General features: G+C 46.7%; 19 protein-coding genes. 9 read left to right on the top strand and 10 right to left on the bottom strand.

From position 1 onward, the window contains the following. Positions 1-75 precede the first annotated feature (75 nt). Both asnS and G7083_RS00605 read left to right on the top strand, forming a co-directional pair. Entirely contained in the window at positions 76-1476 is a 1401-nt protein-coding gene (asnS, locus tag G7083_RS00600) for an asparagine--tRNA ligase (protein ID WP_166013091.1), read from the top strand. Positions 1477-1709: 233 nt separating this feature from the next. Continuing rightward, positions 1710-2900, top strand: coding sequence for an amino acid aminotransferase (locus G7083_RS00605; RefSeq protein WP_166013092.1), 1191 nt, complete (start codon positions 1710-1712; stop codon positions 2898-2900). Positions 2901-3014: 114 nt separating this feature from the next. On the opposite strand, the gene G7083_RS00610 is transcribed toward G7083_RS00605, so the two are convergent. Next, positions 3015-4898, bottom strand: coding sequence for a methyl-accepting chemotaxis protein (locus G7083_RS00610; protein ID WP_166013093.1), 1884 nt, complete (start codon positions 4896-4898; stop codon positions 3015-3017). A gap of 404 nt (positions 4899-5302) precedes the next feature. On the opposite strand from G7083_RS00610, the gene G7083_RS00615 reads away from it, so the two are divergent. Then, complete coding sequence (locus tag G7083_RS00615) at positions 5303-6937, top strand: glucan biosynthesis protein G (protein WP_166013094.1); 1635 nt, start codon at positions 5303-5305, stop codon at positions 6935-6937. Positions 6938-6956: 19 nt separating this feature from the next. After that, positions 6957-9143 carry a glucans biosynthesis glucosyltransferase MdoH gene (gene mdoH / locus G7083_RS00620; RefSeq protein WP_166013095.1) on the top strand — a complete coding sequence of 729 codons (2187 nt, stop codon included), beginning with the start codon at positions 6957-6959 and terminating at the stop codon, positions 9141-9143. Between the two features lie 128 nt (positions 9144-9271). Here the strand turns inward: mdoH and G7083_RS00625 are convergent, their stop codons facing one another. The 6 genes from G7083_RS00625 to G7083_RS00650 all read right to left on the bottom strand — a co-directional run bounded on the left by G7083_RS00625 (position 9272) and on the right by G7083_RS00650 (position 14843). Continuing rightward, positions 9272-9928, bottom strand: coding sequence for an MBL fold metallo-hydrolase (locus G7083_RS00625; protein WP_166013096.1), 657 nt, complete (start codon positions 9926-9928; stop codon positions 9272-9274). Between the two features lie 63 nt (positions 9929-9991). Then, a complete protein-coding gene (locus tag G7083_RS00630; protein ID WP_166013097.1) occupies positions 9992-10540 on the bottom strand; it encodes a YcbK family protein in 549 nt (182 codons plus the stop codon). 170 nt (positions 10541-10710) lie between these two features. Then, positions 10711-12252, bottom strand: coding sequence for a L,D-transpeptidase family protein (locus G7083_RS00635; protein ID WP_166013098.1), 1542 nt, complete (start codon positions 12250-12252; stop codon positions 10711-10713). 191 nt (positions 12253-12443) lie between these two features. Next, positions 12444-13040, bottom strand: coding sequence for a GTP cyclohydrolase II (gene ribA, locus G7083_RS00640; protein ID WP_166013099.1), 597 nt, complete (start codon positions 13038-13040; stop codon positions 12444-12446). A 251-nt stretch (positions 13041-13291) separates the two neighbouring features. After that, the gene (locus tag G7083_RS00645) at positions 13292-13471 is read right to left on the bottom strand and encodes a hypothetical protein (RefSeq protein WP_166013100.1); all 180 of its coding nucleotides are present in this window, start codon (positions 13469-13471) and stop codon (positions 13292-13294) included. A 151-nt stretch (positions 13472-13622) separates the two neighbouring features. After that, the gene (locus G7083_RS00650; RefSeq protein ID WP_166013101.1) at positions 13623-14843 is read right to left on the bottom strand and encodes a sugar efflux transporter; all 1221 of its coding nucleotides are present in this window, start codon (positions 14841-14843) and stop codon (positions 13623-13625) included. A gap of 195 nt (positions 14844-15038) precedes the next feature. On the opposite strand from G7083_RS00650, the gene G7083_RS00655 reads away from it, so the two are divergent. After that, the gene (locus tag G7083_RS00655) at positions 15039-15938 is read left to right on the top strand and encodes an AraC family transcriptional regulator (protein ID WP_166013102.1); all 900 of its coding nucleotides are present in this window, start codon (positions 15039-15041) and stop codon (positions 15936-15938) included. A gap of 167 nt (positions 15939-16105) precedes the next feature. Here G7083_RS00655 and gyrA read toward each other — a convergent pair whose 3' ends face one another. Beyond that, a complete protein-coding gene (gyrA, locus tag G7083_RS00660) occupies positions 16106-18790 on the bottom strand; it encodes a DNA topoisomerase (ATP-hydrolyzing) subunit A (protein WP_166013103.1) in 2685 nt (894 codons plus the stop codon). A gap of 353 nt (positions 18791-19143) precedes the next feature. On the opposite strand from gyrA, the gene ubiG reads away from it, so the two are divergent. From ubiG to yfaE, 4 genes are all read left to right on the top strand, one after another. Then, positions 19144-19866, top strand: a complete 723-nt coding sequence (gene ubiG, locus G7083_RS00665; RefSeq protein WP_166013104.1) for a bifunctional 2-polyprenyl-6-hydroxyphenol methylase/3-demethylubiquinol 3-O-methyltransferase UbiG — start codon at positions 19144-19146, stop codon at positions 19864-19866. Positions 19867-20313: 447 nt separating this feature from the next. Continuing rightward, positions 20314-22596, top strand: coding sequence for a class 1a ribonucleoside-diphosphate reductase subunit alpha (nrdA, locus tag G7083_RS00670; RefSeq protein ID WP_166013105.1), 2283 nt, complete (start codon positions 20314-20316; stop codon positions 22594-22596). Between the two features lie 82 nt (positions 22597-22678). Continuing rightward, positions 22679-23812 carry a class Ia ribonucleoside-diphosphate reductase subunit beta gene (gene nrdB / locus G7083_RS00675; protein WP_166013106.1) on the top strand — a complete coding sequence of 378 codons (1134 nt, stop codon included), beginning with the start codon at positions 22679-22681 and terminating at the stop codon, positions 23810-23812. Further along, entirely contained in the window at positions 23812-24090 is a 279-nt protein-coding gene (gene yfaE, locus G7083_RS00680; RefSeq protein ID WP_166013107.1) for a class I ribonucleotide reductase maintenance protein YfaE, read from the top strand. Before nrdB ends, yfaE begins: the two co-directional genes overlap by 1 nt. Here the strand turns inward: yfaE and G7083_RS00685 are convergent. After that, complete coding sequence (locus G7083_RS00685) at positions 24087-24341, bottom strand: 30S ribosomal protein S6 modification protein (protein WP_166013108.1); 255 nt, start codon at positions 24339-24341, stop codon at positions 24087-24089. The two genes, yfaE and G7083_RS00685, sit on opposite strands and share 4 nt — an antisense overlap. Before the next feature lie 135 nt (positions 24342-24476). After that, complete coding sequence (locus G7083_RS00690) at positions 24477-25712, bottom strand: CinA family nicotinamide mononucleotide deamidase-related protein (protein ID WP_166013109.1); 1236 nt, start codon at positions 25710-25712, stop codon at positions 24477-24479. Positions 25713-25846 lie beyond the last annotated feature (134 nt).

The following is a 25846-nucleotide window of genomic DNA, read 5'->3' on the forward strand; positions in this document are numbered from 1 at the left end:
TATTTAGTCTGTTGCGCAATGATTGCCTCAACAGCGAATGGGTGGTTCTTTATCTCAACGGAGACTGTAATAAACATGACTTACGCGCCTGTAAATGACGTACTAAGCGGCAAGCTCGCAGTAGACAGTGAAGTCACTGTTCGCGGCTGGGTTCGCACACGTCGTGATTCCAAAGCTGGAATTTCGTTTCTTGCCATCTATGACGGCTCTTGTTTCAACCCGATTCAGGCCGTGGTTCCGAATAATCTGAATAATTACGACAACGAAGTTCTCAAGCTCACCACAGGCTGTTCAGTTGAAGTAAGCGGTACCATCGTCGCATCACCTGCATCAGGTCAAGCTTTTGAACTGGCGGCCACCAACGTTACAGTGGTGGGTTGGGTGGAAGATGCCGACACTTATCCAATGGCGAAAACTCGCCACTCGATTGAATATCTGCGTGAAGTGGCGCACCTGCGTCCGCGCACTAACGTGATCGGTGCCGTCGCGCGTGTGCGTAACTGCTTGGCACAAGCGATTCACCGTTTCTACCACGAGCAAGGCTACTTCTGGGTTTCTGCGCCACTGATCACGGCTTCTGATGCAGAAGGTGCCGGTGAAATGTTCCGCGTATCAACGCTGGATATGGAAAACCTGCCACGCACTGATGCCGGCAAAGTGGATTACAACCAAGATTTCTTTGGTAAAGAAACCTTCCTGACCGTATCAGGCCAGCTCAACGCAGAAGCTTACGCTTGTGCGATCAGCAAGGTATACACGTTTGGCCCAACCTTCCGTGCCGAAAACTCAAACACCAGCCGTCACTTGGCGGAGTTCTGGATGGTTGAACCGGAAGTCGCGTTTGCTGACTTAAATACGGTTGCTAGACTGGCTGAAGATATGCTCAAGTACGTGTTTAAAGCCGTACTGGCAGAGCGTCGTGACGATCTCGAGTTCTTTAACGACCGCATCAACAATGAAGTGATTGCACGCCTTGAGCAATTTGTTGACTCAGATTTCGCCCAAGTCGATTATACCGATGCGATTGAAATTCTGAAAAACTGCGGCAAAACCTTCGAATTCCCAGTGGAATGGGGTATCGACCTCGCTTCTGAGCACGAGCGTTTCCTGGCTGAAGAGCACTTCAAAGCGCCGGTTATCGTCAAAAACTATCCGAAAGACATCAAAGCCTTCTACATGCGTATGAATGAAGATGGCAAAACAGTAGCTGCGATGGATGTATTGGCCCCTGGTATCGGTGAAATCATTGGTGGTTCACAACGTGAAGAGCGTTTGGAGATCCTCGATGCACGTATGCGTGAGTTTGGTATCGATCCTGAGCATATGGACTGGTATCGCGACCTGCGCCGTTACGGCACCGTACCACATGCAGGTTTTGGTCTCGGCTTTGAGCGTTTGGTCTCTTACGTAACGGGTATGGGTAACGTACGTGATGTGATCCCATTCCCACGTACTCCACGTAGCGCAAGCTTCTAAACCCAGCGCACACATAAATTGATAACATGGTTAAACCGTCTCCTGCGAGACGGTTTTTTTGATCTTATCCGAATCGAATTTCTCCCACAGCGCGGACATTGCTCTGCCCAGCAAAATTATTTGCTTATTTTCTTTACCGTGCGGTTGTCACCACTATGTGAGGAAGGTATAAATACAATAAATTTGATGAGTTCCATCACCCTTTCCACCTCAACTTGACATGGATGTAAATTATGTTCGAAAAAGTCATTGCCGCTCCGGCTGACCCTATTCTTGGTTTAACTGAAGAATTCAAAAAAGATCCTCGTACCGACAAAATTAACCTCGGTGTCGGTATCTATAAAAATGAAGCAGGTGAAACCCCGGTACTGGCTACGGTTAAGAAAGCAGAAGCGGCATTACTAGCGTCAGAAAAAACCAAATCTTATCTAACTATTGAAGGAACGGCAGAGTATGGTTTGGCCGTACAAAAACTGCTGTTCGGTGCAGATTCAAGCATCGTCACCCAAAAACTGGCTAAAACTGCGCAAGCACCCGGTGGTACTGGTGCACTGCGGGTGGCCGGAGAGTTTATTAAGCGCCAATTGGGCGATGTAAAAGTATGGATCAGCAATCCAACGTGGGCTAACCACCATAGCGTATTCAATGCCGCGGGTTTGGAAACCACCCAATATGCTTATTATGATGCCGAAGCAAAAGACAAAAGCTTTGCCGCGATGTTGGCCGATTTAGAGCAAGCCAACAAAGGTGATGTGGTATTGCTGCACGGCTGCTGCCATAACCCAACGGGGATTGATCCCACGGCACACGAGTGGGAAGTGTTGGCAAAATTAGTCGCAGATAAAGGCCTACTGCCGCTATTTGATTTTGCCTATCAAGGATTCGCCACCGGAGTGGAAGATGATGCGATCGGCCTACGCACTTTTGCTAAATACAATGATGAGATCCTCGTTGCCAGCTCTTTCTCGAAAAACTTTGGCCTGTACAACGAACGCGTCGGTGCTTTCACCTTAGTAGCTGCATCAGCAACCATTGCAGAAACAGCATTTTCTCAAGTGAAAGCTATCATTCGTTCCATCTACTCTAACCCACCGGCTCACGGTGCTGCTGTTGTGACTTATATTCTCAACAACCCAGCCCTGCGTGCTGAATGGGAAGCGGAAGTCACAGAAATGCGTGAACGCATTCAAGAGATGCGCACCCTGTTTGTGAAAACGTTGCAACAAGTTGGGGTTGATGCGGATTTTAGCTTTATTGAGCGCCAAAACGGCATGTTCTCTTTTTCAGGCCTTAGCCAAGCACAAGTGGCACGCCTTAAAGCAGAATTTGCGATTTACATCGTAGGCTCAGGACGGATCAGTGTCGCAGGTATGACCAAATCGAACATGCTGCCACTTTGCCAAGGGATTGCCGCCGTATTTTAATCGGTGATGCCAACTGCGTAAAAAAAGGTGCGTAAAATTCGCTCGTAAAAAAACCGGCATATCACTGCCGGTTTTTTTATTTTTCACCACAATTCCATATCAAATCGCAGACAATTACAGTCGGAAGCGACGGATCTCTTGCTCCAACTCATGGGATAGATCAGACAATTCGGCTGCCTGCTCGGCTGCACGATGCGCTTGCTGAGCCAGATCATTCGATACATCACGAATACCCACAGTATTACGAGTGATTTCAGAGGTCACCGAAGCTTGCTCTTCCGCCGCTGACGCAATTTGAGTCGCCATATCATTGATCGACTCAACCACCGTGTGGATCTGCTCTAAGCTCACCGAGGCCTCATTCGCATCGTCCACGCTCGTATCGGCTAAACGGCGACTGTCATCCATAATACCAACCGCTTTGCCTGTGGTGGCTTGCAGCGTTTCAATCATCTGTTGGATCTCTTTCGTCGAAGCATGAGTGCGCTGACTCAGTACTCGCACTTCATCCGCAACAACCGCAAAGCCGCGGCCTTGTTCACCCGCACGCGCCGCTTCAATCGCCGCATTCAGTGCTAACAAGTTAGTCTGCTCGGCAATGTTCTGAATGGTTGAAAGAATAGTGCTAATTTGGTGCCCATGTGCTTCCAATTCTTGAATAACGCCAGTCGCCACTTGTACTTCTTCGGCTAACGACTGAATCGAGCGCTGAGTTTGGCCAACTTGACCACTACCATGAGCACAAGCCGTCACCGCCTCACCCGCATTTTGCGCGGTATGCTCAGCATTACCAGCAATCTCTTGAGTTGCCGCGGCCATCTCGTTGATGGCGGTAGCCACCATGTTGATTTCATCTTGCTGCTGAGCAATACGTCGGCTACGCTCTTCCGCTTGTTGTGCCGTGGCTTGAGATTGTTGTGAGAGAGCCATTGAAACTTGGCTCAACTTGAGCACCATAGTGTGCATATTGCTCACGAAGATATTGAAATTATTAGCGAGTTGGCCAACTTCATCATCACTGCGTGGTTCTAAGCGTTGAGTGAGATCGGCATCACCAGAAGCAATCGCTTCAAGCGCTTTCGACACACGATTTAAATCACTAAATAAGAAGCTAACCAGCCATGAGACAATCGCTACCACAATCACAGTGATCAATAAGGCTGTAGTGATCAAGCCAGTCAGTAATTCAGCATGTGCGGCGTATTCGGTGTTGCTATCCATCTGAATCGCAAAATACCAAGGCGTGTTTGGCACTGGCGCAAAGAAAAAGAACTTATCTGACCCGTTAAGATTAACCGTAACCAATTCAGCTTGGCGAGCTGCACGCTCAATATTGCGCAGATCTAATGCTGAAGATAACTGAGTGACCGGTTTGAGTAGCAAAGATTTATCAGGGTGCGCTAATAACACACCATTTTGACCATCAATCAGCATCGTTTGCGCATTTTTACCCGCATCCATACTGATCACATCGGCGATCAATTGATCGATCAGCACATCAGCGCCTACCACACCACTTAAACTGCCTTGTAAACGCACCGGCTCGGCTATCGTGACAAGCAGAGCACCGGTGATCGCATCACTGTAGGCGGTGGTAATGATCTGTCTACCGGCACTTGCTGCATCTTTATACCAAGGACGGGTGCGCGGATCGTAATCCGCACGATTACGCTCTGGGTGTGAACGGTACATTGCGCCTTGCGTAGAACCGTAAAAAATATCATCAAAACCACCAGCATCACGCGCCTGTTGCAAATAAGGCACCATATCTGGAGCTTCAATATGTGCGTTAAACGCTGAGCTAATCGATTTACGAATCGCAATCCAATCGGAAATACCTTTGGCTGCCGTCGAAGATATGGCATCCGCGCGAGTATATACCGCATTGCTGGTTTGCTGTTGCAATTGACTGGCAGAAAACCAAGTCAATGCGGTCGCCATTACCACCACAGCGGATAGACTTGCACCAATTAATTTGTGTTTTAGTGTTAGTTTCATCCTGAAAAACAATATATTGGAACGAGGGGAAGAGAATAGTACCCCCTCCATGCTTAAAACGCATCCAGTTTGTCATTTTTTCTGACACCCCGTCACAGCCCTAACTTAACCATTTCTGTTATAAGAATTTTGACAAAAATTTATTTACTGCTAAACAATATTTATAACTACTTAAAATCTGAGTTTTTCGTACCAACACATATAGCTAAAGGATATATGCTTATGAATATAAAATATCTAATCAAGCCAAATTACAACAACATAGGTTATGCATTTTTTTATGCTTCTGCTATCTTTCGCGCTGAATGGGACCTGTAATTTTCTGCGATACTGCCCAGTAAGCAAGATTACACTTAACTCTTAAGCACACTTCCTCTTTCACTTTATTATCGGTTCATTTTGATATGATTCGTGTCTCAGATGCCGTGCAACGTCACGTGCCAAAAATGGTTGTACTTATCTCCCTGTTATTCGGGGTTTCTGTGTTGATGTCTGATAATAGTTTTGCGGCAGATATTAACAATACGCCCACCACATCAACGGTAAATTCCGAGCCAGCAAGGCCGCTCAAAACTGGCGATATTAAAGCTGTTGCTCGTTTTGCTAAAACGGGAGCCTTTGATAATGACACTGTGGTTAGAATCGCTCGTCAATTAGCGAAAAAGCCCTATATCGCCTTAAAAGACCCGCTCCCCGAAGGTTTAGCGAATATCAACTATGATCAATATCGTGATATCCGTTTTAAACCGGATAGCGCAGTATGGAAAACCGATGGTTTGCCTTACCAAATGCAGTTATTTCATCGCGGCTTCTTCTTTCAAGATTTGATTGAAATTGCTCTGATTGAAAATAGTCAGGCCACCCATTTAAGTTATGACCCAAACATGTTCAGCGCAGGAGAAATCCTGCAGCAAAAACTGCCAAGTGAAGATATTGGTTATAGCGGATTACGGGTACATTACCCGCTCAATAGCGCTTATTTAGATGAGCTGTTTGTGTTCCAAGGTGCAAGTTATTTCCGCGCATTGGGTAAAGGTAATGCCTATGGTCTTTCTGCACGAGGTTTAGCCATCAAAACCGCCGATCCAACGGGTGAAGAGTTCCCTATTTTTCGTGCCTTTTGGGTCGAGAAGCCCAACTACAATACCAATTTGATTGTAGTACATGCCCTACTCGATAGCCCAAGCGTCGCCGGAGCTTATCGTTTTTCCATTCGTCCAGGGCAAAATACTCGCATGGATGTCGAAGCGGTGCTCTTCCCTCGGGTTGAGATGAGTAAAGTCGGCTTAGCTCCGGCCACCAGCATGTATATGCATTCACCAAATGGTCGCCAGCAAACCGATGATTTCCGTCCTGCGGTGCATGATTCTGATGGTCTACTGATGATCAACGGTCGTGGTGAACGCTTGTGGCGGCCACTGGCTAATCCGAACACTCTACAAATCAGTGCCTTTATGGATAACTCTCCACAAGGGTTTGGTTTAATGCAGCGTGAGCGCAATTACGCCAACTACCAAGATCTCGAAGCGCATTATGAAAAACGGCCAAGCTTGTGGGTTGAACCGGTCGGTAACTGGGGACCTGGCGCGGTAGTCTTAACCGAGATCCCCACCCAATCAGAAATTCACGACAACATTGTCGCATTCTGGAAACCAGCGCAACCACTCGCCGCGGGCAGTGAGTACCGCTTCTCGTATCATCTCAACTGGGGTGAGCAACCAGAAGAGAACTCACAGGCAATCATTGTCAGCCGTACGGCAAGTGGCCGAGCTGATATTGCAAAACCGACGCCCAAGCGCCTATTTGTGATTGATTACCAAGTGCAAGGGACCAAACCAGCCCAGATGCCAGAGCCAAAAGTGCGTAGCAATGCTGGTGTGATCAGTAATGTTGTACTACGCGATAACCCAACCAATAGTGGGTATCGTCTGTCGTTCGAATTTGATCCTGGAGAAGTCGTGCTGGCCGAACTGCGTGCTGAATTAACCGTACCAGAAACACGACCAGTGGAAACTTGGTTATATCGTTGGACTCTGTAGTCAGTATGCGGGATTTTTTATGACAAACCCTATGCTTGAACCCAATGCCTTTCAGTTAATGGGAGGCACAGCCATGCCTCCAGAGCAACACGGAGAGATGCCTGAGCAGAGCTTAAAGCGGCTCAGTAGTGGCTTTCCCCGCTCTGCAATTCAAGGGGATGGTGTAACATCCAATTCACTACGCCGCGTGTTTGTGGTCGGCTTTGCTTTATTGCTTTCGGCTTTTGCCATCATCGAAATGCGCAGTGTCTTTCTGCTCGGAGGCCTAACGCCGATTGAATACTCAGTATTAGTATTATTTGCGATTAACTTTTGTTGGATTGCCCTGGCTTTCTCCAGCTCTATCGCTGGCTTTTTAGTGCTAATCCGTCACAAAAATCCGTCTGTCACTGAGTCAGAGCTGACCACTCGTACCGCCATTTTAATGCCAACTTATAACGAAGCCCCAGACCGAGTGTTTGCCGCAGTAGAAACCATGGCTTTAACCTTAGCCAATACTGAACACGGCCACGCATTTGATTGGTTTATTCTCAGCGATACCACCGACCCAGAAGTCGCTTTAGCCGAAGAACAAGCGTTCTGGTTACTGCGTCAGCAAAGCGCCGATAAAGCTCATGTTTATTATCGACGTCGACGTAAAAACATTGCCCGTAAAGCGGGTAACATTGCGGATTTCTGCCGACGTTGGGGATCCGCTTATGATCATCTACTGGTTTTGGATGCAGACAGCGTCATGCAACCCAGCACTATCATTTCCTTAGCACAGCGGATGCAGCATGACCCTGATGCAGGTTTAATCCAAACCATTCCTGCATTAATTAATGGCACGACACTGATGGCACGCCTACAGCAATTTGCCGCACGGATCTATGGTCCAATTGTCGGGACGGGCTTAGCTTGGTGGGTACAAAAAGAAGGGAACTTCTGGGGACACAATGCGATTATTCGTACCGAAGCCTTTATGAGTGCCGCCGGCCTGCCTCATTTGTCTGGCCGTCCTCCGTTTGGAGGCCATATTCTCAGCCATGACTTTGTCGAAGCCGCATTAATCCGTCGCGCCGGCTGGAGTGTCACAATTGCCGCGGATCTCACCGGCTCATTTGAAGAGTGCCCACCCTCCATCATCGATTTAGCAGTCCGCGATCGCCGTTGGTGTCAGGGTAACCTGCAACATAGCCGAATTATCGGTTCAAAAGGTCTACATTGGATCAGCCGCTTACACCTTACCACTGGGATCATGTCCTATCTTTCTTCACCGTTTTGGTTACTACTGATCCTCTCTGGCTTGTTACTAGCACTGCAAGCACACTATATTCGCCCTGAATATTTTACTGAGCAGTTTTCTCTATTTCCAACTTGGCCGGTGATGGATTCTGCACGAGCCTTGCAACTGTTCTATATCACAATGGGTATTCTATTTAGCCCCAAAATTTTTGGTTTGCTGCTGCTGCTGATCGATAACCAGACATGCCATACCTTAGGCGGGCGCTGCAAAGTCATACTGAGCGCGCTAACTGAAATCATACTCTCGGCTTTAGTTGCACCGATCATGATGCTTATCCACTGCGGTGCGGTGATTTCGATTCTGGTTGGACGGGACAGTGGCTGGGCACCTCAGCGGCGTGATGATGGCAGCTTGCCAATTAGAGCCTTACTCTACCGTCATCGCTGGCATACGCTAATTGGTGTATGTCTCGGTTATGCAGCCATGCTCGATTCATGGACCCTATTGGCTTGGATGTCACCGGCTCTGATTGGGCTGTGGTTTGCCGTTCCTCTCTCTGGGATCACGGCGTCACACAGCATTGGCGCTTGGTTTAAACGTCGGCGCATCTTAGCCACACCAGAAGAGATCACTCCACCAGATATTGTTGTTGCGGCTCAAACCCGCCGTGAGCAGTATATCGATAATCTGCAGCAACCATGGAGTGTACCAGTGGTATTGGCCGATCCCCATTTGATTGCTTTACACATTGCCATGATGGATAAACTCCCCTCACGTCAACCGGGTAGTCACATTGAACCTTTAGATGCGGTAGCTCGGATTAAAGTTCAAGAAGCTCAAAGCCAGGAAGGTTTGCTGGCCTTGCTAACCAAAGTGGAATTGAGCTATGTGCTCGGTAATCCACTCCTAATCCAGCAAGTCGCTAAACTGCCCCCAACCATCGATAACGTGGTGTCAACCAAGGCACGTCACAGCGCTTAACACTCTAGCGATAAACAGCGATAAACGCCTCGCTCAAAGTCCGACATGATTGTCGGACTTGTTATTCTATTTTATTCAAATAACACAAGGAGGTAATGCGCTTGTTAGAGTTGGGGACATGGAGAAGATCAGTAAAGCGGCATTTCATCGGCCACAAACGGATTACTGGCCCGTTCACGCCCAAATGTTGATTGTGGACCATGGCCTGGTACAAAGGTCACATCATTTCCTAGCGGCCATAGTTTGTTTTTGATTGAAGCGATCAAAGTATTGAAATCACCTTGAGGAAAATCGGTACGCCCAATACTGCCGTTAAATAGCACATCCCCCACAAACGCCAACCGTGCCGATTCACTAAAAAGTACCACATGGCCAGGGGTATGGCCTGGGGTATGTATAACTTGCAAGCGTTGCTGACCAAATACCACTACATCACCGTCATTCAGCCATTGATCTGGCTCAAACGCATCGGTTAACGGAAAACCAAACATTTTACTTTGTCCTTCAAGCCCTTGGAGCCAGAAGTTATCCGCTTGATGTGGGCCGACAATGCGCGTATCACCCAAAAGCTGTGCGAGCGGTTCACTACCACCAACGTGATCGAGATGGCCATGAGTCAACACCAGTTGAGTAATTTTCACGCCAAGCTGATTAATCAACATCGCCAGTTGTTTTACATCACCACCGGGATCGATCACCACGCCTTCCATACTTTCATCGCACCACACGATAGAACAATTTTGAGCAAACGCCGTGACTGGCACAACTTGATATTGTAAAGACATAAACCTATCCCGTCTGATACTTAACTGGCGGGCACTATGTCACTAACCGCAAACTTTGACAAGTTATGCGCCAACCCAATGCCGAACGGGGCCAGTATCAATATGAATAAATCGACTTTTCGGGTAGTACCCTACTCCACCAGCTTGCAAGCTGCGGGCTGCGTCACGAATTTTTTTCAATGACACACCATCTAAACGAAAATCAATCGCCTGCCCTGACATATGGTAGCTCTTTTTCGCAACCGCTTTTGATTTACTGCGCAACTGTTTATTGGTTGCGGGGGAACGGTAACCAGACACAATGTGCACTTCCGCTTGCGTGCCAAGCAAAAACTGAATTTGGCTTAATTGATCAAATAGACCTTTATCCATGGCATGGATTTCACCACGGCGAAAATCACGGCATAGGTGATTCAATCGCTTCAATTCGGAACGGACATACTCTTTGCCATTGAAATAGCACGTTTCGATGCTTTCACCAGTATGCAAATTGCTTAAGGCTAATTCTCTTGGCTTAGCCGCGTAACTCGCGAAGGCGATACTTGGTGTACAGGCGGCTAAAATCAACCCTCCAGCACTCAATTTTAAAAAATCTCGACGTGTTGTTTGCACTTTTACCTACTCGCTTAGTTTTATTGGTACAGGAAAGTACCGAACTCTGCTTTCGAGATCAAATGCATAAAACGTGCTAGTAATTACTAAACACGCGGATAAAAGTGCTTATTCATTGAGCAATATAGGAAAATGTCAGTTGTCAATTTTTAGTCAAATTTAGATATCCATCACCCATGACCGACCGTAGACGCCTCATCATACCCATAAATATCATCTCGATAATGTAAGGTACCATCTTCATACCAAGCGGTTTGATAAATAATCTGAACAGGAATGCGCTTTTTAAGCGCGATCGTTCGAGTCCCGCTTGGCAACGAAGTGAGTGCTATACCCTGTTGTGTTAACAATGACTGCGCAAATTTTTGCGCATTTTCAACTCGGATGCAGCCGGAGCTAAATGCACGTGAAGCACGATTAAACAAGTTTTTATTCGGCGTATCGTGCAGATAAATGGCTTGACTATTGGGTGTATTGAATTTGTATGCACCAAGCGAATTATTGCTACCCGCTAATTGACGCAAACGATATGGAAATGTCTCAGGATTAACATTAGCCCAATCGATCAAGCGAGGATCCATGACTTCAGGATCATCCCAACCGCGGATAATTTCTATCCGATGCTTCGCTAAGTATTCATGGTCACGTTTAACCAGAGGTAGGATGTCTTCCATCATAATCTTATGTGGTACATTCCAAATTGGATTAATAATCAGCGAGTCTAGCTTGGTATTCATCACTGGTGTTGGGCGAGTCACCCGTCCAACCACCACTTTCGCAGCAAACACTTGCTCACCCTCATCCCAATATTGCATCGCAAAAGCTGGGATATTAACCAAAATCAACGACTCTTGTTGGGTTGACCAAAGCCGGATCCGCTCAGCATTGAGCGCTAATATCGCAAGACGCTCGGTGACTGACGTATTCAACCATTTAATGGTTTGTGGCCCGATAATGCCATCAGGGGTTAAGCCATGCATATTTTGAAATTGTTTGACCAACGCGACTAAGTTTGCATCATAAAAATCCGTCCCATCATGCAGAGATATTGGCTCAAGATTAACTAATGATAAACGCAGCAATAAAACGTCACGCTCCATCAGTAGATCGCCGGGCCGTGTCAGGTTATCTTGCTCATAAAGAGCCATCGGCTGTGATTCTAAAGCTAACAGTGATTGATAAGCGTGTAACAGTTGCTGATAAGCAGGATTTTGTGGCACTGTTTGATCAATCAAATCACTCAAGGTTTGAGTGCTAAGCGCATTATATAGAGCAAGCAGTGCTGCTTCACTTGGCGCAACGAGCGGTTTGGTTAATTGCCCATCAAAAAACCAACTAAGGCCCACTTTTGCCGCCTGCTCAGCATAGCTGAGATACTGCAATAACGTATCAGTAGCTAATACATCATATTCATACCACCGCTGTTGCTGGCGATATGCTTGCATTAGAGCTAACTGGCGATCAAACAGTGGACTAAATCCTGCGCGATGTATCACCGCCAACCGATCTTCAAAATGATTCGCGCTCGTGAGATCAAACCATAATCGCTGATCGGCATGATCTCGGTAAACTTGTTCCGTCAGTGTCGGATCAATCATCTGTTGGTAGATCGGAGAAGCTGAGTCAACCCAGCCTAGTTCAACAAAATATTGCACAGCCCAACATGGCATAGAAAAAAATAATAAACCAATCGCCACCACTCTGCTTTTCATCTTCATACTCAATCAACTATTTATTAAATCAGTATGGCAAAGGTATACGCTAAATTTAAGCAATCGGATCAGATATTTTGATTATAAGTAAGCTTTTTGAGTGGTGAGTAGAATTTACGCCTAAACGAGAAAAGACCCTAGATTTTTCGGGCCTTATCATACCGTTTTTGATGCAAACCAAGTGCAGAAAATTACAGTTTTAACTGATGATTACCATGAGAAACTTTGGCTTTTAAATAATTTTCGTTGCCCGCTTTGATGTGTGCTGCCGTATGTACCACTTCAACAATTTCAATGCCATGCTGTTGCAACTCACGGATCTTTTTCGGATTGTTTGTCACCAGACGGATTTTATTAACGCCTAATGCTTTGAGCATTTGCGCCGCTTCACCAAATTCACGCAAATCATCACTAAAGCCAAGATGATTATTGGCTTCATAAGTATTCATTCCTTGGCTTTGCAAGCGATAAGCATCAATTTTATTGTATAAGCCAATGCCACGCCCTTCTTGGCGCAGATACAGGATGATGCCACCCGCCTCGCCCATCCGTGTGATGGTTTCTTCTAACTGCTCACCACAATCACAGCGTGAAGAGTGAAACACATCACCGGTCAAACACTCCGAATGCAGACGAACTAATGGAGCCTGCTGGCTTGTATCGGCAGATTTAAAGATCACCGCAACATGCTCTTTATCCGATGCTAATCCATGAAACGATAGGATCTCTGCGTCAATATTGCTTTGGGCACCGACTTTAAAATCAACTCTGGCTCTGACTTCCGCCATATTTATACTCACTTGAATTTCAGTAACGAAATGCATGTTTCTCAACAATTGCATAACGGGTCTCTACTCGTGAGTTAACTATGGGGGCGGATAGCCGATTTTTCAAAGAAAAGATCACCTTGAATTGAAATTGTTAACGCATAACTCATTCTTTTGAGTAATAAAAACCCCAACCATCACGATTGGGTTAATTAAGTCAGTCAAATGGAAGCGACATCGATTCAATCATGCCGCTCAAAAAAATGGCATCGCTATCCGTTTTGTGATTGCTTCCAAACACACAACTCGACCCACATCTGTTCTAATTGACGTAACTCTTCTTCCGTTAAAACGGCTAAGGTTGGCTTAGATTGTGGGGCAGCCTGAGCTTGCCACGCGCTTAATTGCGCGTGAAACTGTTTTTTCAACTGGGCAACAACCGAATTGTCCACCGTTTCTCTCCACCGCCACACCCATTTCTCAAAAAGGATACGCTCTTTGATGATTATTTCTCATCACGCCATAAGATATGGGAGTATGCTCACACAATTATTATACTACACAAAATAATTACCGATTGCCGCCGCCAGTTGGTCAAACCACTCACCTGACTGACACTTTACTTTGCATCGCCAGACTGAGACTGACCTTGTGCTGTAATTGGCTAAACAAAACCAGCAAGAATAGAGCGATCACGACTCCGAAGAAAGATACGTATAACGTACTGAAATAGTTGAAATATTCACCAACAACGCCCACCGATAAACTGGCCACTAATGAACTGACACTCAGTAAGCTAGAAAACAGTGTGGAAGCGGTTCCCAGTCGATCTTGCATCATGTCCTGCAAGATCACCATGCCTAACGTCGCACAGACACCGATAAAAAATCCATTCAGTACTTGTGCGCCCATCATCGCGATAAAACCAGTATGGGTTAACATCAGGGCATAGAAAACAATGCCACTGGAGATACCCAGCATCAACAATTTACTGGTTCCCCAGCGTTCAGCGAGCTTACCTGCCATCAGCATCACCGGGATCTCACACAGTGCCGCGACACCAAACAATAAGCCTAACCAGTGCTCAGGCACCATCAACTCGCGTGATAAATAAAGAGGCATGCTGGTGATATACAGATTATTGGCTGCGAAGGTGAACACTAAGGTTACACAATACAACGTGATCAGTGCGCGTTTATGCAGCGAATAGTGAACTAACTTGATTCGCGGCTCTTCACCGGATGCTGGCAGCAAAGTTTTCTCACCCGCCGGTAAATACCGAGCGATCAAGACGATTCCGACCGCAACAATCAGTGCCGAAACCGCAAACGCGGCACTAAAACCGAAACTGGCTTTGAGCATAAATGCTGCCGGTGGGCCAAATACCCAAGCAATCGCAATCCCAGCCCGCATAGCACCTAAAAAAGTGGTTTTGTCAGCCAGATGCCGATCCGCATATTCGCGGCCCAGCGCAAACAGTTGACCAAATGAAGCACCACTGACACTGGCAAACAGCACCACAATCACAATCGCCAAACTATAACTGCGGATAAAGATAAAACTGACCACGGTAATGAAATAGCAACTCAGCGCGACTAATAAAATCGTCTTACGCTGCCAATCACGATCCGATTGACGAGCAAGCCACTGCGATACTAGCACCGAACTGACCACCGCCACCACCATATATAGGCTGAGCTGCAGTGGTGAAGCATCCAGTGCCTCGACAATAAATAGACTAGAGAGTGGATAAAAGAATGCCCCACACAAGCCAGTCACCAAGGTGGACATAATAAACAGTAAGGCAGTTTTGTCTCGATGCATAGGGGGCTCCAGAACAGCAATCAGTCATCATTTACCGCGCTAGTGTACTCAATCTTACGCTCAGAGATTGATGTTATTCGAGCCACTTCTAATACTATTCATGCAAAAAATATTGATAGTTTGACAGATATAGGCCATTAAATAGCCTAACTTACCAATCAATCAAAACCATTTAGAGCAAACAAGGAATGTATCGTGCGCCCGTTAATTGAAAATGTTATGAGTGGTATCAGCCAAGATTGGGTGCTGCGTGAATTTCATAGCCAAGATCATAATCAAGAATTTGCCTGCCCATGGCACTACCACACCGAATATGAGCTGGTACTCTACCAAAACCCGGATCAGCGCTTTGTCGGTAACTATTTTGCTGGTGATGCGATTGGCGGCATCGAGCAAAGTACTCTGCTACTCTATGGCCCAGGCTTACCCCATATGATTGCCGGTCGCCAGCGATTAAATAAAGCCAAAACGCTGCATTCCACCATTATCTGGTTTAAACAACAGTGGCTGGATAAGCTGCAACTGGTGTTGCCACATACTCAAGCGTTGCAGCGGCTGCAACAAAATTCGGCTTACGGGCTACATCTCAGCCCGCAAAGTACGCAACAAGTCATCCAATTGCTGACCAATATTAAGCAGCAAGCCCATCATTATCAAACCTTGCGCATCATTGAAGCACTGCTGGTGATGGCCGATGATCAACAAGCACAGCGCCTTTCAGTCGCTCCTTATCTGATCACCGCATTTACTAGCAATAGCGATACCCACAAAAAAATCCAATTAGCCAAGCAATATATTGAACAGCACCATGCGCAAGCAATCAAAATCACCGATTTATGCCATCACTTACATTTGAGTGAAAGTTCAGCTTATCGCTTATTTGAAAAGCACTATGGAATGAGTTTTTCTGAGCATCTGAAACAATTTCGGATCGGCAAAGCGTGTGAACTGTTGGCAAGCTCCTCTGTACCAATCGCCTTAATTGCTGAGCGAACCGGTTTTGGCAATTTATCCAACTTTAACCGCCAATTTAAAGCCCTCAAAGCGATAACCCCAAGAGTATTTCGCCAGCGTTTTCAAGCCGTGAGTAGCTAGCGGTAAATAGCAGCGGTCAAGAAAATCACCATGGATAAAAACTGAGCCACATCAAGTGCTTGAAATGGTTGAGGATCAAAAAAGCCGGACGATAGTCCGGCTTTGTAAGCGATAACGTTTGATAACGATTGGATGTTTGCAATCACAAGGAGCAATGGCGAAGCCAATTACTCTTCTTCACCACTCTTATCGGTTACCACTGGTGTTTCGCCATCAAGCAGAGCTTCCTCACCTTCCGGTAATTCCGACTCTTCAACTTCATCGATACGCTGTAGGCCTACGACACTTTCCCCTTCCGAAGTCCGGATCAGAGTCACGCCTTGGGTATTACGACCGACTTGGCTAACTTCCGCCACGCGAGTCCGTACTAGTGTGCCTGCATTGGTGATCATCATAAATTCATCACCTTCAGTCACCTGCACAGCACCGACAACGCTACCATTACGTTCAGAGACTTTGATCGAAACCACACCCTGAGTACCACGACCTTTGGTTGGGTATTCAGACAGGTTGGTACGCTTGCCGTAGCCATTTTCGGTTACGGTTAATACGTCACCCTCGCTCTTCGGTACGATGAGCGATACCACTTGATCGCCTTCAGCCAGTTTCATGCCTCGAACACCCGCCGCGGTACGACCCATCGGTCTTACCCCTTTGAACTTGATCTCTGGCTGGCCATTTTCATCGAGGACGGGTTGACCATTTTCATCCACTACCGCTGTTTCTTCCGACTCTTTAAAGCGAACCACTTTGCCAAATTTAGAGAACAGCATAATTTCGCTTTCACCATCGGTGATATCCACACCAATCAGCGAGTCTTCGTCACGCAGGTTGAGTGCAATCAAACCATTAGCACGCACGTTGGCGAACTGATCCAGCGACGTTTTCTTCACTGTACCGTCACCGGTTGCCATAAAGATAAATTTATCTTGGCTAAATTCGCTGACAGGCAAGATCGCGGTAATGCGTTCATTCTCTTCCAAAGGAAGCAGGTTGACGATTGGCTTACCACGTGCAGTACGGCTCGCCAACGGCAGTTGGTAAACTTTCATACGATAAGTCTTACCGCGCGTCGAGAATAGCAGAATGTTATCGTGAGTATTGGCCACCAGAAGACGCTCAATGTAGTCCTCTTCTTTCATTTTGGTGGCGCTCTTACCTTTACCACCACGACGCTGTGCTTCGTAGTCGCTGAGTAATTGATACTTCACATAGCCGTCATGTGACAACGTCACCACGACATCTTCACGGGCGATCAGCTCTTCCATGTCAATATCGTGCGTTGCTGCAGTGATCTCGGTACGGCGCGCATCGCTAAAGCCAGCACGGATCGCTTCTAGCTCTTCACGGATCACTTCCATCAAGCGTTCGGTGCTAGCTAAGATATGCATCAATTCGGCAATTTCTTCGAGCAGTTGTTTGTACTCATCGAGGATCTTTTCGTGCTCTAAGCCAGTCAGCTTATGCAGACGTAAATCCAGAATCGCTTGCGCTTGTTGCTCGGTCAGGAAGTATTGGCCATCACGAATACCGTATTGTGGCTCTAGCCACTCAGGGCGCGCTGCATCAGTGCCGGCACGCTCAAGCATTGCTGCCACGTTACCCAGATCCCAACCACGAGCGATTAAGCCTTCTCGTGCTTCAGCCGGGGTTGCCGCACGACGGATCAGCTCAATGATCTCATCGATATTAGCCAGCGCCAGTGCCAAACCTTCAAGGATATGGGCACGTTCACGTGCTTTACGCAGTTCGAAAATCGTCCGACGAGTCACCACTTCACGACGGTGATCGACGAAACACTTCAGCATCTCTTTGAGGTTAAACAGCTTAGGCTGACCGTTATCGAGTGCCACCATGTTGATCCCGAAGGTAGTTTGCAGCTGAGTGTTGGCATAGAGGTTGTTTAGAACCACTTCACCAACCGCATCACGCTTACACTCAATCACAATGCGCATCCCGTCTTTATCAGACTCATCGCGCAGTGCACTGATCCCTTCGACTTTCTTCTCTTTCACCAGCTCAGCGATTTTTTCAATCAAGCGCGCTTTGTTCACTTGATAAGGAATTTCGCTAACAATGATGGTCTCTTTGCCGTTTTTATCCGCTTCGATATCAGCTTTCGAGCGCATATAAACCTTGCCGCGACCAGTTTTGTAAGCATCAATGATGCCTTTACGGCCACTGATCAGCGCAGCAGTTGGAAAATCTGGACCAGGAATGTAGCTCATCAGCTCATCAATGGTGATCGCTTCGTTATCGATATAAGCCAAACAGCCATCGATCACTTCACCTAAGTTATGAGGTGGAATGTTGGTCGCCATACCAACCGCAATGCCAGATGAACCATTGATCAACAGGTTCGGGATCTTGGTCGGCAGTACCGCTGGGATCTGTTCTGTACCGTCATAGTTCGGCACATAGTCAACCGTTTCTTTATCTAGATCGGCCAACAGTTCGTGTGCAATTTTCGACATCCGCACTTCGGTATAACGCATTGCCGCCGCAGAGTCGCCGTCAATCGAGCCAAAGTTACCTTGACCATCGACCAACATGTAACGGAGTGAGAAAGGCTGCGCCATACGCACGATAGTGTCATAAACTGCAATATCACCGTGTGGGTGATATTTACCGATTACGTCACCTACCACACGGGCAGATTTTTTATAGGCTTTGTTCCAGTCATTGCCCAATACATTCATCGCAAACAGTACGCGACGGTGTACTGGTTTAAGGCCATCACGCACATCAGGAAGAGCACGACCCACGATGACAGACATCGCGTAGTCCAAATACGAACTGCGTAGCTCGTCTTCGATGTTTACGGGCGTGATCTCTTTAGCAAGATCGCTCATAGAGCCATTATCCCTCTATAGTTTGATCGGTATACCCAAATTCTTACTCAAATGGGGCTCACTATAAGATTGAGCGCCAACTCAGTCGAAAGCTGGATATTCTTGATACATATAAGGTGAAAAAATATAACACATGTTTCGCCGCTTCGGCATTACTTTCCCTGACCTTTTATCAGGTTGTGACCTTGGTTGCGTCTTAAGTGCCGACAATTTACACATTCCTTACGATCAGCAACGTTAGATGGTTGTTTTTTAAACGATCATTATCAAGAACAGTATCTCAACTGGTGCGATTTATTCAGCGCGCTATAATAACTACCCTACTCTCGGATGCGTAATACAGGCGATACCAGATGACTACCACACCGATCGTTGCTGCACATAATGTCGATCTTAATGAAATCAAAAAATTCGAGGATATGGCATCCCGTTGGTGGGATCTTGAGGGCGAATTTAAACCATTGCATCAAATTAACCCACTCCGTCTCAACTATGTGTTGGAAAAGGCCAATGGCCTATTTGGCAAAACCGTATTGGACGTCGGCTGTGGCGGCGGCATTTTAGCCGAAAGTATGGCGCGGGAAGGCGCACAAGTCACCGGACTGGATATGGGTAAAGAGCCGTTAGAAGTCGCTCGTTTACATGCTTTGGAAACGGGCGTCGTTTTAAGCTATATCCAGAGTACCGTCGAGCAGCATGCGCTGACCCATGCGCACACCTATGATGTGATCACCTGCATGGAGATGTTAGAACATGTACCCGATCCACTTTCGGTGATTCAAGCGTGTGCCAAGCTGGTCAAACCCGGCGGCCATGTGTTTTTCTCAACCCTCAATCGCAATATTAAGTCCTATTTATTCGCGATCGTCGGTGCAGAGCAGCTGTTAAAAATCGTTCCCGCTGGCACTCATGACCACAGCAAATTCATCCGCCCATCCGAGCTGATGAAGATGATCGACCAAACGGCTCTGCAAGAACAAGGAATGATTGGTTTACACTACAATCCACTGAGCAATACTTATCGCTTAGGTTCAAATGTCGATGTCAATTACATCGTCTATACGACTCTTGTTTAATCGACCCGGCACGCTAAAAAGCGGCGCAACACCACCCGATTGCGCGCTTTTTTAGCCGCAGCTGCATTAGGCTGATTCCATTTTAAACGATCCATTTTTAAGATCAGTTTTTGCTTAAAGATCAAGAGATTTTTTTTCGTTACTGGTTACCAAGAAAGCAATGTGCAAACGCCGATTTTTCACAATCAACTCTACCCTTTGATCATCAGTAAGCGAGCACTAACTGATTTTTTAAATTTTGCCACTTATCCACAATCTGTCCTTGAACTGTCACTTGCAATAGCCTGCCCATAGCACTATCTTGTAACTCGAACACCAAACAGCCCCTACATATAGTGTTTCCAACTCTATAAGTAGAGCGAGCTTGATCACATAAGCCGTGATTCCATTTACTAGAATTATACCAAAATACGGCTTTAATCAGTTTTGTTAGGAAAATGAAGCAGAATGAACCAACAACTTACTGTCACCAAGCGTGATGGCCGCAAAGAAAGTATTGATCTCGACAAGATCCACCGCGTGATCACTTGGGCCGCTGAAGGCCTACACAATGTCTCCGTTTCACAGGTAGAACTGCGCGCTCATATTCAGTTCTATGATGGCATTACCACGTCTGACATCCATGAGACGATCATTAAATCGGCGGCCGATCTGATTTCCGAAGAGACACCAGATTATCAATATCTTGCGGCGCGCCTTGCGGTTTTCCACCTACGTAAAAAAGCCTATGGCCAATACGAACCGCCAGCTCTGTTTGATCATGTGACAAAAATGATCGAAAAGGGCAAATACGACCGACATTTACTGCAAGACTATAGCCGTGAAGAATTGATGCAGATGGATCTGTTTATCGACCATCGCCGTGATCTGGATTTCTCTTACGGCGCGGTAAAACAGTTGGAAGGAAAATATTTCGTACAAAACCGGGTTACCGGCCAAATTTACGAAAGTGCTCAGTTCCTGTACATTTTGGTGGCGGCTTGCCTGTTTGCTAAATATCCAAAAGAGACACGCCTTGACTACATCAAACGTTTCTACGATGCGACGTCAACCTTTAAGATCTCCCTGCCGACACCAATTATGTCCGGCGTACGGACTCCAACTCGTCAATTTAGCTCTTGCGTGCTAATTGAATGTGGTGACAGCCTCGACTCGATCAATGCCACCGCCAGCTCGATTGTGCGCTACGTATCGCAACGCGCCGGAATTGGCATCAACGCGGGACGCATTCGCGCACTCGGTTCGGAAATTCGTGGTGGTGAAGCATTCCACACCGGCTGTATCCCCTTCTATAAATACTTCCAAACCGCAGTGAAATGCTGCTCGCAAGGCGGTGTGCGTGGTGGTGCTGCGACAGTGTTTTACCCGCTGTGGCACGGAGAGGCCGAATCTCTGCTGGTACTGAAAAATAACCGAGGTGTAGAAGAAAACCGAGTTCGTCATATGGACTATGGGGTACAACTCAACAAACTGATGTATCAGCGCCTAGTTGAAGGTGGCAACATTACCCTGTTCTCCCCTTCGGATGTGCCAGGACTGTACGATGCTTTCTTCCAAGATCAAGCGGAGTTTGAACGTCTGTACGTACACTATGAAAACGATCCTAGCATTAAGAAGAAAACCGTTAAGGCGCTGGAAATCTTCACATTGCTGATGCAAGAGCGAGCGTCCACTGGCCGTATCTACATCCAGCACGTTGATCACTGTAATACACATAGCCCATTTGATGCGGCCGTGGCGCCGGTTCGTCAATCTAACTTGTGTCTGGAAATTGCACTGCCAACCTCACCACTGGAAAACGTGGAAGACGAAAGCGGTGAAATTGCCCTGTGTACCCTTTCTGCGTTTAACTTAGGCGCAATTCAGTCACTGGATGATTTCGAAGAGTTATCGGATCTGGTGGTGCGTGCGCTCGATGCCCTGCTCGATTACCAAGATTATCCACTACCGGCTGCGCGTCGTTCTTCAATGAACCGTCGTACCCTTGGTGTGGGTGTGATCAACTACGCTTATTACTTAGCCAAACATGGCGTGAAATACTCCGATGGCAGTGCCAATACACTGACTCACCGCACCTTTGAAGCCATGCAATATCATCTACTGCGCGCTTCCATGAAATTGGCGCAAGAGCAAGGTCGCTGCCCGCAGTTTGATCAAACCAACTACGCGAAAGGTTTGATGCCAATCGATACCTACAAAAAAGATATCGATTTGGTGTGTAATGAACCCCTGCATTATGACTGGGATACACTGCGTGACGAGATCATGCAACATGGTTTGCGTAACTCAACCTTAACTGCGCTGATGCCATCAGAAACTTCATCGCAAATCTCTAATGCAACCAATGGGATTGAGCCGCCACGGGGTTATGTCTCGGTCAAAGCATCAAAAGATGGCATTCTTAAGCAAGTGGTGCCGGAATTTACCCGCTTAAAAGACAACTATGAACTGCTGTGGAATATCGGTTCAAACGATGGCTATCTGCACTTAGTCGGCATTATGCAAAAGTTCGTTGACCAAGCGATTTCTGCCAATACCAACTACGATCCAAGCCAGTATGATTCAGGCAAAGTGCCAATGAAAAAACTGCTGCAAGATCTGCTGACCGCCTACAAGTTTGGGGTAAAAACGCTGTACTACCATAACACGCGCGATGGTGCGAAAGATGAGCAGACGGAAAGCGTCAAAGTATCAGAAGACGATTGTGAAAGCGGCGCGTGTAAGATCTAAGCTTATCGCTCTACCACCAGATAATACTCTTTGATTTGCATGCCTCTTGCTTAAGCAAGAGGCCAAACGGATGAAGGCAACCATGGCTTACAGTACTTTTACCCAGAAAAAAAATGACCAACTAAAAGAACCAATGTTTCTTGGTCAACCGGTTAACGTGGCGCGTTACGATCAACAAAAATACGAAATTTTCGAAAAGCTGATTGAAAAACAGCTCTCTTTCTTCTGGCGTCCAGAGGAAGTTGATGTCTCAAGCGATCGCATCGATTATGGCAAGTTGCCCGACCATGAAAAGCACATTTTTATCTCGAACCTGAAATACCAAACCCTGCTTGATTCGATTCAAGGCCGTAGCCCAAACGTCGCGCTACTGCCACTGGTCTCACTGCCAGAGTTAGAAACATGGATTGAAACTTGGTCGTTCTCGGAAACGATTCACTCACGTTCGTATACTCATATCATCCGTAATATCGTTAATGATCCGGCGGTAGTGTTTGACGATATCGTTGAAAATGAACACATCATCAAGCGTGCCCAAGATATCGCTCACTATTATGATGATTTGATCCAACTGACCAATGACTACCACCGTTTTGGTGAAGGTCAGCATCAGGTCAACGGTGCAACCATTGACGTATCACTGCGCGAGCTCAAGAAAAAACTCTATCTGTGCTTGATGTCGGTCAACGCGTTAGAAGCGATCCGTTTCTACGTCAGCTTTGCCTGCTCGTTTGCATTTGCTGAGCGTGAGTTGATGGAAGGTAATGCAAAAATCATCAAATTGATTGCCCGTGATGAAGCGCTGCATCTTACTGGTACTCAGCACATGATCAATCTGCTACGTAATGGAATGGATGACTTTACTTTCCTACACATCGCTGAAGAGTGTAAGCAACAGAGTTTTGATCTGTTCAAAGAAGCCGCCGAACAGGAGAAAGAGTGGGCAGAGTATCTGTTTAAAGACGGCTCAATGATTGGTCTCAATAAAGATATTCTGTGTCAGTACGTGGAGTACATCACCAATATCCGTATGCAAGCTGTTGGTTTAGAGCCTGCTTACCCAAGCGCGATCAATAACCCAATTCCATGGATCAATGCTTGGCTCTCCTCTGATAATGTGCAAGTTGCACCGCAAGAGGCCGAGATCAGCTCTTACCTTGTCGGTCAGATCGATAACGAAGTCAGCAGCGATGATTTTAAGGGCTTTGAGCTGTAATGACCGCGATTAAAATCAACAAACTGCTGACCATTGAAGCGAATCCGAGTCTTACTTTACTTGAGAGTATGGAACAGGCAGGGTTGGCACCAGAATACAATTGTCGCGATGGGCACTGCGGTGCCTGTCGTTGCCAGTTAGTCGCAGGTGAGGTCGAGTATGTTGGTTTTGCGATGGCTTATACTCAAGCCAATGAAATCCTACCTTGCATTTGCCGTGCAAAAACGCCACTAGAATTAGAACAAGTCGTTTATCAACGCAATTTAGCCAGAGCTTAAGCTCTGGCTAGCTTCACACCACCCAACATCGCATCCGCTGTGCGCATGGATACCCATTTATGACCAATTTCACGACCGCCATCATCCAATAGCGATAACCAATAACCTTGATTACTCGTATGATCAAATTGAGTTGGCGCGTGTAGCCACAACGAAACCACATCCTCCGTTGCGTTGCTATAAACCTCTCCCAATACCATTTTTTGGCTGGCAATTTTGTACCATACCAAGATTTTTGAGTGATGAAACATGTCAGCCTCCTGCCGCCACTGTCGGGTCCTTAATGGAGTGTAGTTCATCAACACCAACTGTAACGGATCTATTTTGAGACAACACATCTATACCCATCCCTCACTCAACCACTCCGTTTTGATTCCATCCCATTTTTATTGCAGTGCACTATTGGGCAAATACATTTCTTTCACCCGCTGAACACCACTGTACTCAATAAACATTGGCCGGCCAGTGAGATAACGCAGCAACATGTCAGCCGCCAGCGTCGCAATCCACTCTTTTTGCTCTGCTTGGCTCAAATGGCCGACCAATTTGACGGTTTGCCCCCATTCCCCATTCGGGGTGGAAAGTGCAACCGAAACCTCTCCTTGCTTGAGTGTTCCGGTGACTAAGGCCATTTGTGTGCCGCATTTATCTTTCGTCGCTCCGGCTAAGGCAAACGCCGCGGCAAGAGGCTCTTGTTGAGCCAGCTCACTGGCAACTCGATGACTCAGCACCCATGAATGTCCGGCTAATGCTTCTATCCGTGGCTCACTGAGTAGCCAATGTGACAGCCAGCCTTGAGTCGCTTGCTCGGCCAATGCCAGCGATAAGCCTTTTTCCGTCATCATATCACCAAGGTTGGCCAACATTGGCTCATCCACACTCACCACATGCTGCTCTAAATGAGCATGCAAGATCTTCAGCAAACTTAAACGCCGTTGTGGATCGGACTTGGGGCCAAATAGTTTAACTTCAATAAATGGCAAATATGAGCGGTAACCTAAATGGTAACCAGCCGGTAACTGGATTTTATCCAGCTTGTCTGCGATCGAAGACTCGGATGAACCGAACGTATAAAGCCGGCTGCACTGCACCGGCACACTAGGAAATCGCTGCTGCAGATCAGGCAAAATTTGCTCACTGACCATGCGGTAAAACTCTTGCGGTACCCCAGGGGTAAAATAGAACCAACAATCATTAAGCGACATTTTAAAACCACATGCGGTACCAATCGGGTTAGCAATGAGCTCCGCATTGGCCGGTAACATCGCCTGTTTACGATTACTTTGCGGCATGCTTTGACCGCGGTTGGCAAAAAACTGCTCAAGTTGACCCAACCAATCGTGACTGAGCTGTAACGGCTGCTCAGCCGCTTGGGCCGCGGCTTGAGCGGTAATGTCATCACTGGTTGGGCCTAATCCGCCATTGACGATCACCACATCCGCGTTAAAACTCAGCATCATTAACTCTTCAACCAATGCCGATAGCGCATCACCAACCGTAGAACGTTTATACAGAGGAAAGCCATGCTGATAAAACTCACGCGCTAGCCAAGCAGCATTCGAGTCGACAATGTCACCATGCAAAACCTCTTCGCCGGTGCTGAGCATTATTATTTTCAACATATTTGCCATCCTGATGTAAATACTGCATTTCTATTGACCAAGAATAAGCCAATCGACAAGAAAATGTTATCGATCAAGCAATTTCGTACAACCGTTAATTAGCGGTTTTCTTGTTGATCAATTTTATGGATAAT

Origin of the sequence: Vibrio sp. HDW18, from assembly GCF_011306175.1 — a bacterium.
In the GTDB taxonomy this organism is placed as follows: Bacteria; Pseudomonadota; Gammaproteobacteria; order Enterobacterales; family Vibrionaceae; genus Vibrio; species Vibrio chanodichtyis.